The organism is Holdemania massiliensis (assembly GCF_022440805.1).
GTDB lineage: Bacteria > Bacillota_I > Bacilli_A > Erysipelotrichales > Erysipelotrichaceae > Holdemania > Holdemania massiliensis_A.
This window is the reverse complement of sequence record NZ_JAKNTK010000001.1, coordinates 485,347-499,682: the sequence shown is the minus strand read 5'-3', so window position 1 is coordinate 499,682 and position 14,336 is coordinate 485,347. Positions and strand designations below refer to the sequence as shown.

Here is a 14,336-nt window from a genome sequence, read left to right as displayed (position 1 = left end):
ACCCGTTGATGATCCGCGCCTTATTTTTTGATCTGGACGGAACCTTGCTGACATCCCGAAAAACGTTGGCCGATTCAACCCGAACGGCGCTGCAGCAATGTCAGAAGCAGGGCATCGGGTTGTTTCTTGCCACAGCCCGCGCTCCCCTGTTGGACAAGATGCTAGGCTGGACAGAAGCGGAGTTTCGTCTGTTTGACGGAGGAATCTATTGTAATGGAGCCTGTGAGAAGCTGCATGGACAAACACATTACACCTTTCTTCCCGCTCCGCTTGTAACTCGCTGCGTGCAGACGATCAATCCAATCCCTGCTTTGCACCTTGCCCTGCAGCTGCAGGAAGAACGTCACGCCTTTAACCAACCCTTAGCCGCGGCGGCTTATGGGCAGTGGGGAATCGCCCCGCAGTCCGTTGTCCCGCTGGAAACTTCGGCTTTCTGTCAAACCGTTAAAATCCTGATCTATTTTGAAAATCTTGTCGATTCAGTCATGCCGCTGCCCCTTTCCCTAGTTGAATCCTGCCGTCAGATTTGTCAGGATCAGGCCAATGTTTATCTGACAGATCAAGGCAAAGTGCTGCAGATCTCAAACTCCCGTACCAGCAAATATCAAAGCATTGATCATCTGCGTCATCAGCTTGGTCTGCAGCCTGATGAAATCGCCGTCTTCGGCGATGATTGGAACGATCTGGAAATGCTGACAGGCTTTCCTCATGGTATCGTTATGGGCAATGCCGACCCTGAGCTGCGCCGCCAGATTCGCTGTCAGACACGCAGCAATGATGAAGACGGGATTGCCTGGGCTCTGCATGAGCTGTTGGGATTAATCTGACTTCACTTTTATAAAAACGTCTAAATCAAAAAACTTCGACATGAAAAATAATTTTTAAATTGTTTGACATCCACCGGAAACCTGTTATACTGAAGAAGTAATATTAAGCAATAGCTATGATCGCATATCGGGATTGTAATTATCACTCAATGTACAAAAATCCCTAAAGTTATGCGATTTTTTATACCTTGAGTAGCTTCTTATTTCCACTAAAGGAGGTACTTAAAATGAGTACAGGAAAAGTAAAATGGTTCAACGGTGACAAAGGCTACGGATTCATTACGGATGATCAGGGACAGGGCGATATCTTCGTTCATTTCTCAGGCATCAACGGTAATGGCTACAAGTCATTAGAAGAAGGACAGAAGGTTTCCTTCGAAGTTGAAAACGATGCGCGCAGCAATAAGTCCCGCGCAGTTAACGTAACCGTTCTCTAAAACAAAAACCCGCAAGGGTTTTTTCTTTTTGCTCAAGCCAATCTCCTCTGACCTGCAGCTTTTGAAATTCACAGGTTCCGCTTATTTTACCATTTAATTAATAGTATTCCCGGGGGCTTTCTGATATAATATGTAATTGAGTTTTTGAGGGGTATAGACTATGAAAAGACTGGCTTTTGATAATGAAAAATATGTGCAGATGCAGTCTGCCAAAATCAAAGAACGCATCCAGCAGTTTGACAACAAGCTTTACTTGGAGTTCGGCGGCAAGCTCTTCGATGATTATCATGCCTCCCGTGTCCTCCCGGGGTTTCAGCCTGACAGCAAAATTAAAATGTTGATGGAACTGAAAGATTCCGTAGAAATCGTTATTGTCATCAATGCAACCGATATTGAAAAGAATAAAGTCCGCAGCGATTTGGGGATCACTTACGATCTGGACGTCCTGCGGCTGATCGACGCTTTCCGCAGCATCGATTTGTATGTCGGCAGCGTTGTCATCGCCCAGTATGCCGGGCAGATTACCGCGGATCTGTTTAAGAAGAAACTGGAAAACCTCGGAATCAACGTTGTGCTGCATTATCCGATCCCTGGTTATCCGAGCAATGTGTCCTACATTGTTTCGGATGAGGGTTACGGCAAAAACGAATACATCGAAACAACCCGTGAATTGATCGTCATCACCGCTCCGGGACCAGGCAGCGGAAAGATGGCAACCTGTCTGTCGCAGCTGTATCATGATTACAAGCGCGGCATCAAGGCGGGGTATGCCAAATTTGAAACCTTCCCGATCTGGAATCTGCCGCTGAAGCATCCAGTCAACCTAGCTTATGAAGCGGCGACTGCGGATCTGAATGATGTCAACATGATCGATCCGTTCCATTTAGAAGCCTATGGCGAAACGGCGATCAACTACAATCGCGATGTGGAGGTGTTTCCGGTTTTGAATACTTTATTTGAAAAGATTGCCGGAGTTTCCCCATATAAGTCACCGACGGATATGGGCGTAAATATGGTTGGCAACTGCATCGTCGATGATGAAGCGGCGCGCCGGGCCAGCGAAGATGAAATTCTGCGCCGTTATTACCAGGCACTGTGTGATTACCGTCGGGATATGGCGACGGAGGAATCCGTTCAGAAGATCGAACTGATTATGAACCAAGCCGGAATTGTGAAGGAAGACCGCAAGGTAGTCACTGCCGCGTTGCAGAAAGCGGCGGCAACCGAGGCGCCTGCGGTTGCGATTGAACTGAACGACGGCCGGATCATTACCGGAAAAACCTCCGATTTATTGGGAGCTTCCAGCGCTGCCCTGCTGAATGCGCTGAAGGAAATCGGCGGCATCAATGACAACATTCCGCTGATCTCACCCAACGTTATCGAACCGATTCAGAAGCTGAAGGTCCAGCACCTCGGCAACCACAATCCACGGCTGCACACCGATGAAATTCTGATTGCGCTGGCGATCGCCGCCACCAACAATCCAGTTTCCCATCTGGCGATGCAGCAGCTGAAAAAACTGAAGGATTGTGAAGTCCATTCAACGGTTCTGCTTTCAGAAGTCGATTCTTCCACATTCAAAAAGCTGGGAATGAATCTGACCTGCGAACCGGTCTATCAGAAGAAAAAGCTGTATCATCGCTAAATATAAAACAAAAAGGCGGGATCACTCCCACCGCAAAAGACAAAGAATTCAAGAGAAGTCATCAGCAGAAATGCAGATGGCTTCTTTTCATTCTCTTTTTTCATCAATACCGATAGCCTTGAATTTTGTTATCATTCGGATGTTTCTCACAGAATATCTTTTGGACAATTTCTTTTTGTTCATAGCTGATTTCATACAGTCTTTCAGTTGAGAAATAATCCTCTGGGTCATTGTAATAGACATATAAGCTATTGCCATGCGCTGCGGAAGCACAAATTTTTGTTCCTGGAATTAATGTCGTTTCTGCAAGAAGCTCCAATGTTTCTTTATTATATACACTTAAGTGCAAACTTTCTTCAGTGTTTCCTTGGCTGCTGATACCATTATAGACAAATAAATAATCATTAGTAAAAAAGACTTGACCAGCATCTTCAGACAGATATTCTGTATTTCCAGTTTCAGAATCTAAAATATATGTTTTTCCATTCCTCGCGAAAGCAAATCTATGGTCTCCGATTGGATTGACATTGCTCCCCACGTTTTCCGAAATAACTGAGATTTTATCTGTATTTAAGTTATAACTAAGTAATGCTCCATAATAAGTCTGAGAGTCAATGTTGGCAAGATCGGCGGAGAAGTACAAGTCATCTTCAATCGCAAATAAATTCCCGATATTTTCTATCCCTTCCCATTCAAACAGTTCGAATGTTTCTTTTTTTGTCAGATTAATTTTTCCAATTTTACCATGGGTAACGAAATAGCCATATCCTCTATGTAAAATAATTTCATTGACCGGATTATCAAAAGTAAAGATTACATCGCGATTATTTCCATCCAAATCAATTTCCAACAACTGAAAATGTTGGGCAATTTGGGTCGTTTCAAAATCAATAACAGCTTGAATCATATACAATTTTCCATTCTGATAGAAGAGCGGTGCAATATTAACTAAGCCCCCATAAGAGGCATTGCCTAAATAAGCATTGCATTCCTGCCCAATAAGCTGATCCGTTTCCTTATCATGCAAACAATTCGGCTTATTGCAGACAAACACTGTATTGCCAGAGGCAAAATCATAGAACATAAGATAATCAGCAATCGTGAAATATATACCTTTAGGACAGGCAGCAACGCTCTTAAACCCCGTCCATGTGAGTTCTTGAATATTCATATCATGTTCATATTCAAAGTCTTCATCAAGAGGTATTTCAGGATTTAAATTTGTTCTTGCACTGCAGCCGCTGGCAATCAATATCAGCAAGAAGAAGCAGGACAGAATTTTGACTTGAATCAATTTCATAATTTCAATCACCTTTCTTAAGTTTAATTATCAGTCTTAATAACACCGTTATATCAACAGCATCTTCCTTATTCAGGCTTTATCGACGGTTTTATTAAATTCCACGCAAGACCTTTGATTTATGGGAAGAAGGAAAAATCATAACGATAAAAACTAAGATTATCGTAGTAATAACAAGCAGGATCATCGAGATTGGATCACTGAAGCTGATCGCTCCAGTAAAAAATCTGGAAAAGCTAAACAATCTAAATGGACTGAATTGACATAAAACCATGAGCGGAGGAATGAAAATTGTAAAGAATGAAACAATGATGCTCATATACTTTGTCTTTATCACCAAAGTGAACAGGGAACTCATTAGCGAAACAGCGAATACGGCAAGCAGACGTGAAAGCCATTGTATAATTAATGCCTTTGCTAACGTCATGCTTTCTGGAAACAACAACAGCAATTCAGGAATATTTCCAACTGAGGCATGAATGTCAGTCAATATGAAATTGTTATTTGCAAGATACATCTTCTTTGAAAACAAACTCAGGGCTAATATACATGAAAGCGCAAATAACATAAAAACCTTGACGCATCGTTCTTTTGGTTTAATACAGTTTACCGCCTCATAGTACTGAGCTAGTTTATAGGAGTTCTCACTGAACAAATTGCAGCTGCAGAATATTACGATTATCATAACGATGAAGCAATCTCTAAGATTACCATTCATTATATCGTCTTTGGCTTCCAAATCCAGGAGATAAGAATAGCCTTTTGAATCCAGAATGAATGGGTTTTCTATGTTTTCATTAACCTGATTTTCAATCATTGATAAAGCTGAATTGTTATCCAAGATTTTAGACAATCTGTTCTTTTGTATATAATAATCCGAATAGTCTATTTTGTTGTTATAAAACTGATCCTCAATGTAATCCAATTCAGCTATGGCTTCATTAATCATGTTCCTCTCGTTTTCAACAATCATTTGCTTTTCTGCAGTATACTCCCCATGAAGCTTAAGCAGATATTGATCAAATATTTTATCTGTTTGAGTTTTGGTAAAGTTGACATAGGTACAGGAATAAATTAAAAATATACCGAAAGCCAAAAATCCATAAATTAGTTTGTGATGAAAGAAAAGCTTGTTGATTTCATGAATTAAAATATGCGTATGATTCGTGTAAAGCATTTTATGTCTTTTTTTAACACGAAGCTTTGTTTTAAACTCAAACGAGTGATTGAAAACAAAGACTGAAATCAGGATTAAACTAACAATTAAAAAAAGAGAAACAAGAAAATAAAGATGATTATATGAAAGCAGACAATTGAGAATCGGCACATTATTATATTCATACAAAATTTTCGCGCTGTTAAAAAAGGAGAAGAGATTCATATATTTGAACAGAGCCCAGGATGATTGATAAGAAATAATAAAATACAAAATCCCTTCACAGATAATGAAAACAAAGGCTATCGAAAAAGAGAATAAATAATCTTGAAACAAGTTGAAAAGCAGGAACATCATCAGGGCAATCGGAAGAATTAAGCTTATTTTAGCGAAAAGATGATAAACCATAGTCATGTTGCAGGAAAGCAGAAATTCTGCACTCATCATACTTGATATTGATTGAACAGGATCATTTCCATTCACAAATCCAATCATGATTTGATAATAAACAGCGTTGGACAAATAAAAGACTCCGGTTAAGAAAACGGCTGCAATGGATAAGGCTGTTAACTTCGCTATAATTGTATGTGTTCCTCCGAAAAAATACGATTTTAAATTCATAATCAAAGATGAGTTTTTCTCTCGGATTATTAAGGGAAAGCACACCAATATTACGGCTATAACTAAAAACATATCAGTATAATGATTGGAAAAAAACTTTTCATAAGCTAAATGACTTCGATTAACAGGCTGAACCTCTAACAATTTCTCGTAATCTTGAAGTGTTTTTTCAACATTCTTTTTTGAAATCGATGATTTTTCAGAAAAAATACTGACTGAATTCATCAATATACTATTGTTTATTACTTCTTCCACAGAAGTATGATATTGATTTATACGCATTAAATCGTTTTTAATTTGAGTAAGTACCTGCAGATGAACCGCATCTTCTTTGTTCAACTCTTTTTTATCATAGAGGCTGTCAATTTTCCTTTGAATGGTTGATATCCTTTCTTCATCAGAATTGTCGGCGCATTCTTTGTACTCATCAGTGTAAAGCTGATAATAGAGGCTGGGAAATTTGTATTCTTTTACATCACTGTAATATAAAGAGAAAACGTTAACTGCAAGCAGAATCAAAATTAACAGGATTAACTTTGAATCTTTTAAGATCTTTTTCAGTTCAAATACAGCTAGCTTTTCAATTATTTTCATCTCTTATAAACCATAAGTAAGCATCTTCCAATGTCGGATAAACCGGCATGCTGTTTTCTAACTTATTTTCAGAAATAATCCTAATCCTCAGATTTTCATCATTTCTATAAATATTGCTTACTTTTCCTTGTTTTTGATAATAATCCAAATTTCCAGCATCCGTTTCCAATTCATAGACATGCGTTTGTAAATTTTTCAATATTTCTTCTACACTTCCCGACTGAATCTGTTCGCCTTTATCCAGCATAATAATTTTATCTGCTATTGATTCAATATCTTGAACAACATGCGTGCAAATGATAAGTATATGATCCTGCGCTAAGGTTGAGAACAAATTTCTGATTTTTATACGCTGATTGGGATCCAGGCCCGCGGTAGGTTCATCAAAGATTAAAATTTTAGGATTGCCCAGCAAAGTTTGTGCAATTAATAATCGCTGTTTCATTCCGCCAGACAAGTGTTTTATTTTCATTTTTCTTGCGCCTATTAACTGAACTGTTTCCAATAGAGAATTGATCTCTAAGCTTGTTTTATCCTTGGTTAAACCTTTCAATGTCGCAATGTAATATAAGAACTCTTCAACATAAAATTCTTCATAAAGTTCCTGCTGCTGAAACATTACGCCGATATTTTTTTTCGTATGCTTATTAATCTTTTTCCCATCGATTTGTATCATTCCGCTTGTCGGTGGTATCAATTGGCATAGAATTTTTATAAATGTTGTTTTCCCTGCACCATTAGGCCCTAACAGCCCAACAATTCCCTCCTTACAAGTCAAAGAGAAATCCTTAAGCACAGTTTTTTCGCCATAAATTTTTGTAATTGAATCTACTTTTAGCTGCATTGCAACACCCCCTTTACCAAAAATATTTTTGATCAAGATCTTGCATCATTTACTGTTCATCTCAAAAAGTCATACCCAAATTATCTGCAATCGTACCAACTGTGCATCCAGAAAACATTAAAACTGATATCTCTGAGATGACTCTAATAATAAATTCCTCAAAACTTTCAAAGTCCTAACCATTAACTATTTTACATTTACATCATTGCATGACTTGTTTCGATTCATCTGTTCAGTAACCGATCATTCAAGTTTGTTGTTTCATTTATCTTATTTTTATTTTAAAACAGAAACTAAAAATAGAAAACTATTTTTTTACAAACGAATATAATTATAAGATATACTGATAAAAAGACTGCGGATTATTTCGAAATAATATTCTACATTCCTGAAATTTTCTTATCATTATATAGCTCAATTACCTCCAAAAAAAAATAGATAATCCTTTTTTCTGTATAAAAAAAGATGGCTTTCAGCTCTGCATAGAGCTTTTCCATCTTTTATGAAGATATCACAGAATTGTATTCACGATTCAGTATCTAAGTTCAATCTCTGATCTTATTGTTTTGCCTTGTTGTAAGCTTCATAGAACATATCAAGATAACCTTCATACTGTTCAATGGTCGCGGAAGTAACAACATCACCAATCATGACCTGATTGTTTTCATTCTTGGCAATTTCCCCGTCCGGGAACTGCAGCTCAATCAGCGTATCGCCAAGAATCTTAAGATTGCCCGTCCAGCCGTTGTTTCCCATTTCGGTTCCGACGCCTGTACCAACCGCAGTCCAGTGCATGATTTTCGTTTTTAAGCGAGAGTCAACCTTATCCAATACCACTCCGTCTTTGCGGGTCATCGTATAAGCCGACATATCCTCCATTAAATTCCAGTCTTTGTCGGCAATCCAGTAGTTTCCCGCTAAGATCTGATCAAAATACCAGGCAGCATTTTCATCATTTTCAACGTATTCGCTGAAGCTGGCAATTTCATCGTTTCCATATTCAATATAAGTGGAGCCGTTCGGAGCCACCCAAGGATCCTCCAAAACAGTCAGTTTAATCGTATCATCTCCGCTGCCTAGCAAGACATGCCGGGCATAGTAGCTGGTTCCTGTCCCGACCGTGACGGCCATTGCTTCTTCTTCACCGAGTTTCTCGGCTTCTTCTTCCGTCAGGGTAGCCCAGAAATTAGGAAGATGACACTCCTCAAATTCATAGCTTACCGCTTTTCCCCCTTCGATCGTCACTGTTGCTTTAGCCACGTATGGAGACTGCATATCATATCCATCATACGTTCCATCTTTTAAAGCAACGGGTTCCGCTGTGGCTTCCGGCGTCGTTTCCGGCTGTGGATTTTTGGATTCCTGACTGGAACAGGCTGCGGTTGAAATCAGGATCAAGGCTAGTAAAAGTAAACTTAATTTCTTCATTTTCTTTCCTCCTGCCCCTATTCTATTTCGCTCCGCACCAGAATCGAAGCAACAAAACATTGTTAACCTCATCAACAAAATATTGAAAGCCCTTATTTTCCTCTTGTTTTTCCAGGCTGTATGCTATACTTGGAATTAATTATATCCTTAGAATAAGTGGAGGATGTTCGTATGACACTTGAACAGCTTAAATATTTTATTGACGTTGCCGAGACCCGCAACATGACCGTCAGCGCGCAGAAATTTTTTATTACGCCGCAGGGATTAAGCCGCAGTCTTAAAGGCTTGCAGCAAGAGTTAAATACCCTGTTGTTCACCTATAATAAAGGAAAAATAGAACTGACTCCGGAAGGTCAGCTCTACTATACTCAGATCAAAGATCACATCAGCCAGATTTCCATCATCAATGAAAGAATCAGAAAAGATAAACATATAAAAATCAGCGTGGTGATTGCCAGCTATATTTACGGCATGGTTGCGGAAATCCTAGAGAACTATCAAAAGGATCATCCTGAACACCGGCTTCTGATCTGCGAAGTTCCCGATAAAGCAGCGGAACAGCGTCTGCTTGAACAAAAAACTGATCTTGCTTTGATCACCGGGCCTATTTTCTCAAATGATTTGAATTACCGGATTCTTATAGAAAGTCCCGATTATCTGTGTCTGCCGGAAGACCATCCGCTGGCTCAAAAAACTTCTATTCATTTTCGCGATATTCAAAATGAACCTTTTGTCACCATGAATGCAGACTTTAAAATTTATGATTGTTATGTAAATCATATGCTGGAACTCAGCTGTTCACCCAAGATTATTTTTAATGCTGCAAGTCTGGAAGCCGCAGAAGAAGTTTTAAAACGCAAAAAAGCGATAGCGATGCACAATGTTCAATATCATTTATCCCCTGAAGGCTTCGTTAAAATTCCAATGAAAGAAAAAGCTCAGTGGCGGCTGCAGGTTGCGCTGCACAAATTAAATAATTCAGAAGCCGCAAAAAATTTATATCAGTACATTATTGATCATCGTTCAGAAATTCATCTTCCCAGTGAAACGTAAAACCAGGAAATCAGATAAACCAAGAATGGATTTGTGATTTCCCCCAATCCAAATTGCTTACTGCTGTAATTTTTTCTCCGTAAACAGAAATGCATGCGCAATGTTGTGCGTGCCTTTACGGATACAGAAATCAATCCCTGGATACATCGTCGATTGATACAATTCGTAAATAATATCCGCTTCTTCATCATAGAAGCGATAACCATAACTATTCAATCTATCCTCTGTATTATTTTGGCCTTCGATCAGACAGACAGGAATGGGGATCGACTCATTTCCCTCAAATTCTGCCAACAGTTCTTTAAACGCTTTTCCTGTGATTGTCTCCGTTTCAAAAAGCGGACCGTCATCATAGAAATAAACTGTTTTCCGGGCGGTTAAGCTTGTATCATCTTCGGGAAGAAAATCTTGGTAAAGGGAGATAGGACAAGCGTCATTATCAAGCACCTTGCACGTGACAGATTTTTTGATAAACCCTTGATTCACTTCCCCAATCACTTTACAGGCGGCCTCCTCCACCAAAACCATCGCCTCCTCCGCTATAACCGATTCATCCTGAACAAAACAATCATTGGCACTGTAAAGAGAATACGGATACAAGCTTAAAAAAGCAGTGCTTTCCATTTTTTCTGGTTCCAGGATCTCATCGACCAGCTGAATTTCAGGCGAATACACATCGACCTCACCCAGTTTATCCGAAATGTGAAATTTCATCCTGAATGTCGTTTCATCTCCACTCATAAAGGGGACGATGGCCTGATCAACAAATCGCCAGCCAATACCGACAAATTCATCCGGATCATAAATTGTCTCCTCAGCGGAAACCCATCGATTCTTTTCCAAGCGCTCCAGCGTTCGTGATTTCAGCTGATAATTGATCGCTTTTTCTTCAATCGCTGGAGTCACATAGAGATAAAGTGTGCTGTTAGCGTAGAATTCATCTCTCCCTCCACAAAGTTGAACAGCGTACCGCGGAGCTTCCTCATTCTTTTCCAATCTTGAATCCATCGTTTTTACTCTGTTTCCATCACAGGAACTCAAAAGACACAAGCATAAAATCAACAAATTTATCTTCTTCATTTTCCTTCCCTCATTTTCTGCCTCGATCTGTTCAGTTTAATTAGTCCAGTTTATTTCTTTCCTTTACAATATTCTTCCCCTTTATTATAACAAACTCCCCACTCCTAACGCTTGTAAATAAAAAGCATCATTCCCCAGGAAATAAGGAAATGATGCAGAATTCGGTTATTTAAGCTAAGATCAGCGATACCGCTTCAAGAATATTGGACATAACCGGTTTTCCTGAGCTTTCCAAGCGTTTACGGCTCTGATGACCGCGATCAATTAAAATACATTCCCAACCCAAAGCCTCGGCAACTTCCCAATCATGCAGGGAATCACCCACCATGATCATTTTCCGATCCTTCTGCGGATGATCCTGCAGCCAGGATTGAGCTGCACTGAGCTTTTCTTTGGCATAAATATCGGAAATGCCGATCAAATCATCAAACCAGGCCGTACATCTGCATTGCTCGGTTTGTTTTCGCAGATGATCCTGGCGGGAAGCGGAGAGAATCAAGGACGGTATCCCATGTTTCTTCAGGGTTAGAATTCCCGGTTCAACATCCGCAAACAAGCCGCAGGCAGCTGCCCGTGCGTGATAGCCTGCCATGTATTCCTCGGAAAGATCCTCAAATCGTTCCCGCTTCAGATCAAAACCCACCTGGCGGTAATAATCAATCACTGGAAAGGTAAACACGGACTGATATTGATCGACGTTTTCAATGAGCGGCAGATTCCGCTGGTGAAGCATCGCATTGACCGTCTGAATGCAGACCTCGACATCATCCAGTAATGTTCCATTCCAATCCCAAACCACAGTTTTCAAGATTTTCACCAATCCTTCCACATTATGCGCTTACCTTTTTTATTCCTGCCAACGACAGCCTGTGCCAAACAGCCTGTGCCAAACGAAAAGGCAGACAACGCTGCCCTTTCGATCCTTAGAAGCTTTCTTCGTTTGTTTCTTCAAACGGAATTTTTTCGACTTCCGCTTCTTCCTCGAAGCTGTCCAGTTCGTCCAGCTCGTCGTTATTGTCGTCCTCGAGAACGATCGCACTGGTATCAAAGTGCGTTTCGTTATACGTATGCCGTGACCGCAGATCCCATTTGTTGTTGCCCAGGGAAGTAAACCGGTTATCCAGCATCATCGAGGTGTAGAACGAAGCGATTTTCCGCTCCGCTACATTTTCGGAATAGCCCATGATCTGAGAAACCTCATCCCACAGCTTGTTGAAGGTGACGCTGTTTTTCTTTTTGCTTAACAATTGGTAAGCAACATCAGTCATTGAACGATTTGACACTTTGAAACAGTCCTTTCTTACATTTTTTCCGGTGCGCTGACGCCGATCAGAGTCAAAGCGTTGCGCAGAGTCATTTCAGAAGCCTTCACCAACGCCAGACGTTGAGCGCTCAGTTCCAGGTTTGTTCTGTCTAAGACCTTGCAGTCGGCATAGAACGTGTGGAACAGCTGCGCCAAACGGGTGATATAGTTGCACATTTTGTGCGGCTGGCGGGTTTTGGCTGCATCCGCTACTGTGGATGCAAACTCATTGATATGCTTAAGCAGATCGAGTTCTTTTTCATGGGTGATCAGTTCATAATGATCCGCAAGGGTGATATCCGCTCCCGAACGCAGGATCGAACACATCCGTGCATGCGCGTATTGGGCATAATAGACCGGGTTTTCGTTGGTCTGCTTCTTCGCCATATCGATATCAAAATCCATGTGCGTATCCGCAGCGCGGGAAACGAAGAAATACCGAACGGCATCGACGCCCGCTTCCTCAACCAGATCCTTTAAAGCCACCGCTTTGCCGGTCCGCTTGGACATCTTAAACTCTTCACCATCTTTGACCATCCGGGCCATCTGGATGATATCCACTTCCAGATCGTCCTTATTTTTGCCCAACGACTGCACCGCCGCTTTTAAGCGGGCAATGTAGCCGTGATGATCCGCTCCGAAGAAATCGATCAGCTTATCATAACCACGATCAAACTTATCAACATGGTATGCGATATCCGGTGTCAGATACGTATAGCTGCCGTCGCTTTTGACAAGCACGCGGTCCTTATCATCACCGAAATCGGTTGTTCTTAACCACAGAGCTCCTTCGCTTTCATACGTCATGCCCTGCGCTTTCAGCGTAGTCAGTGCTTTGTCCACCATGCCGCGGTCATAAATGCTCTGTTCACTGGTCCAGACATCAAATTCAACGCCGAAGGCCGCCAGGTCGGCTTTCAGCTTCGCTAACTCGGCCTGCAGTCCTTGTTGGCGGAAAAAGGAATAAGTTTCTGCTTTATCCTTATGCGCCAGCTCTTCGCCGTATTCCTGTTTCAGATCCTGAGCGATTTTAATTAAATCCGGACCATGATAGCCATCTTCCGGCACCTCAGCTTCAACGCCGCATGCCTGCAGATAACGCGCCTGCAGCGACAGCGCCATATTGCGGATCTGATTGCCGGCATCGTTGACATAGTATTCCCGCGTGACATCATAGCCCGCAAATTTCATCAGCCGCGTAACGGAATCGCCCATCGCTGCACCTCGGGCATGACCCGGATGCAGATCCCCGGTCGGATTGGCTGAAACGTATTCAACGTCCACCTTTAATCCCTGGCCGGCATCCGAACGGCCGTAGTTTTCATTTTCCTGCAGCACGACGCCGATGACGGAAGCCAAACTTGCGCTTTCCATGAAGAAATTGATGAAACCCGGACCTGCGATTTCACATTTGGCGATCGAGCCCTGCTTCAAATCCAGATGGTCGATCAGCTGCTGTGCAATCATCCGCGGATTCTGATGAAGCTGTTTGGTCAGCCGCATCGCTGTGTTGGTTGAATAATCGCCGTGGATCTTTTCTTTTGGAATTTCAATGACGACGTCATCATTTTTTAAATCGAAATCAAACGCCTGTTTTACAGCATTCATAATGCAGTTTTTGAGATTCGTTTCAATTTGATTCACGCTTCTGCCTCCTTAAAAAACCATTCAATCTGGAAACGGTCAGACGGCTGTCCGGCTTCGCCGATTTCATAGGCGACGCGCCAACAGTCCTCGTTCTGTTCCAGAAGGGTCGTAAGATTGCCGATTTCAAAAACCCCGAATTCCGTCTGAATACGGGATACAGATCGCTGGTGAAGGACTAAAAACATCGTGGTCACCGTTTCACCCTGGCGTTGGATCGTTATGCTTGTACTGTGTATTTCAACCCGAACCGGACAACCGGCAGAACCGCCTTCTGTATAGAACAGCTGATTCCCGCCGACGATCTCCCCGACCCCATCGCTCAGGCATTCCTTCTGCCCCGTATTGAGATCTGTGCGGATAACGCGAACTTGTTTTGCTTTTGAAATCATGTTTCTTTTTCC

At 41.4% G+C, this 14,336-nt stretch carries 13 protein-coding genes; 4 read left to right on the top strand and 9 right to left on the bottom strand.

Annotated elements, in window-relative coordinates:
* Positions 1-8: 8 nt before the first annotated feature.
* The 3 genes from MCG46_RS02355 (at position 9) to MCG46_RS02345 (ending at position 2,909) form a co-directional block, all read left to right on the top strand.
* Positions 9-827 carry an HAD family hydrolase gene (locus MCG46_RS02355; RefSeq protein WP_240277337.1) on the top strand — a complete coding sequence of 273 codons (819 nt, stop codon included), beginning with the start codon at positions 9-11 and terminating at the stop codon, positions 825-827.
* A gap of 227 nt (positions 828-1,054) precedes the next feature.
* Positions 1,055-1,264: a cold-shock protein gene (locus MCG46_RS02350; RefSeq protein WP_006061374.1), complete on the top strand. Its 210-nt coding sequence runs from the start codon at positions 1,055-1,057 to the stop codon at positions 1,262-1,264.
* A 160-nt stretch (positions 1,265-1,424) separates the two neighbouring features.
* Positions 1,425-2,909: a DUF1846 domain-containing protein gene (locus MCG46_RS02345; protein ID WP_154238150.1), complete on the top strand. Its 1,485-nt coding sequence runs from the start codon at positions 1,425-1,427 to the stop codon at positions 2,907-2,909.
* A 103-nt stretch (positions 2,910-3,012) separates the two neighbouring features.
* On the opposite strand, the gene MCG46_RS02340 is transcribed toward MCG46_RS02345, so the two are convergent.
* The 4 genes from MCG46_RS02340 to MCG46_RS02325 all read right to left on the bottom strand — a co-directional run bounded on the left by MCG46_RS02340 (position 3,013) and on the right by MCG46_RS02325 (position 8,852).
* Entirely contained in the window at positions 3,013-4,209 is a 1,197-nt protein-coding gene (locus MCG46_RS02340) for a hypothetical protein (protein WP_240277334.1), read from the bottom strand.
* A gap of 94 nt (positions 4,210-4,303) precedes the next feature.
* Positions 4,304-6,580 (bottom strand): hypothetical protein, encoded by a 2,277-nt coding sequence (locus MCG46_RS02335; protein WP_240277332.1) that lies wholly within the window; start codon positions 6,578-6,580, stop codon positions 4,304-4,306.
* On the bottom strand, positions 6,567-7,424 hold the full coding sequence (locus MCG46_RS02330) for an ABC transporter ATP-binding protein (protein ID WP_240277330.1): 858 nt from the start codon (positions 7,422-7,424) through the stop codon (positions 6,567-6,569). Before MCG46_RS02330 ends, MCG46_RS02335 begins: the two co-directional genes overlap by 14 nt.
* Positions 7,425-7,982: 558 nt before the next feature.
* On the bottom strand, positions 7,983-8,852 hold the full coding sequence (locus MCG46_RS02325; protein WP_240277328.1) for a hypothetical protein: 870 nt from the start codon (positions 8,850-8,852) through the stop codon (positions 7,983-7,985).
* Between the two features lie 171 nt (positions 8,853-9,023).
* Here MCG46_RS02325 and MCG46_RS02320 point away from each other — a divergent pair, with 171 nt between their 5' ends.
* Complete coding sequence (locus MCG46_RS02320; RefSeq protein ID WP_240277326.1) at positions 9,024-9,905, top strand: LysR family transcriptional regulator; 882 nt, start codon at positions 9,024-9,026, stop codon at positions 9,903-9,905.
* Between the two features lie 57 nt (positions 9,906-9,962).
* Here MCG46_RS02320 and MCG46_RS02315 read toward each other — a convergent pair whose 3' ends face one another.
* The 5 genes from MCG46_RS02315 to MCG46_RS02295 all read right to left on the bottom strand — a co-directional run bounded on the left by MCG46_RS02315 (position 9,963) and on the right by MCG46_RS02295 (position 14,324).
* Entirely contained in the window at positions 9,963-10,985 is a 1,023-nt protein-coding gene (locus MCG46_RS02315) for a hypothetical protein (RefSeq protein WP_240277324.1), read from the bottom strand.
* Positions 10,986-11,154: 169 nt separating this feature from the next.
* Entirely contained in the window at positions 11,155-11,802 is a 648-nt protein-coding gene (locus MCG46_RS02310) for an HAD family hydrolase (protein WP_240277322.1), read from the bottom strand.
* Between the two features lie 106 nt (positions 11,803-11,908).
* A complete protein-coding gene (gene rpoE / locus MCG46_RS02305; RefSeq protein WP_240277320.1) occupies positions 11,909-12,268 on the bottom strand; it encodes a DNA-directed RNA polymerase subunit delta in 360 nt (119 codons plus the stop codon).
* A gap of 17 nt (positions 12,269-12,285) precedes the next feature.
* Positions 12,286-13,932: an arginine--tRNA ligase gene (gene argS / locus MCG46_RS02300; protein WP_240277317.1), complete on the bottom strand. Its 1,647-nt coding sequence runs from the start codon at positions 13,930-13,932 to the stop codon at positions 12,286-12,288.
* A complete protein-coding gene (locus MCG46_RS02295; protein WP_240277316.1) occupies positions 13,929-14,324 on the bottom strand; it encodes a DUF1934 domain-containing protein in 396 nt (131 codons plus the stop codon). Before MCG46_RS02295 ends, argS begins: the two co-directional genes overlap by 4 nt.
* Positions 14,325-14,336: the final 12 nt, after the last annotated feature.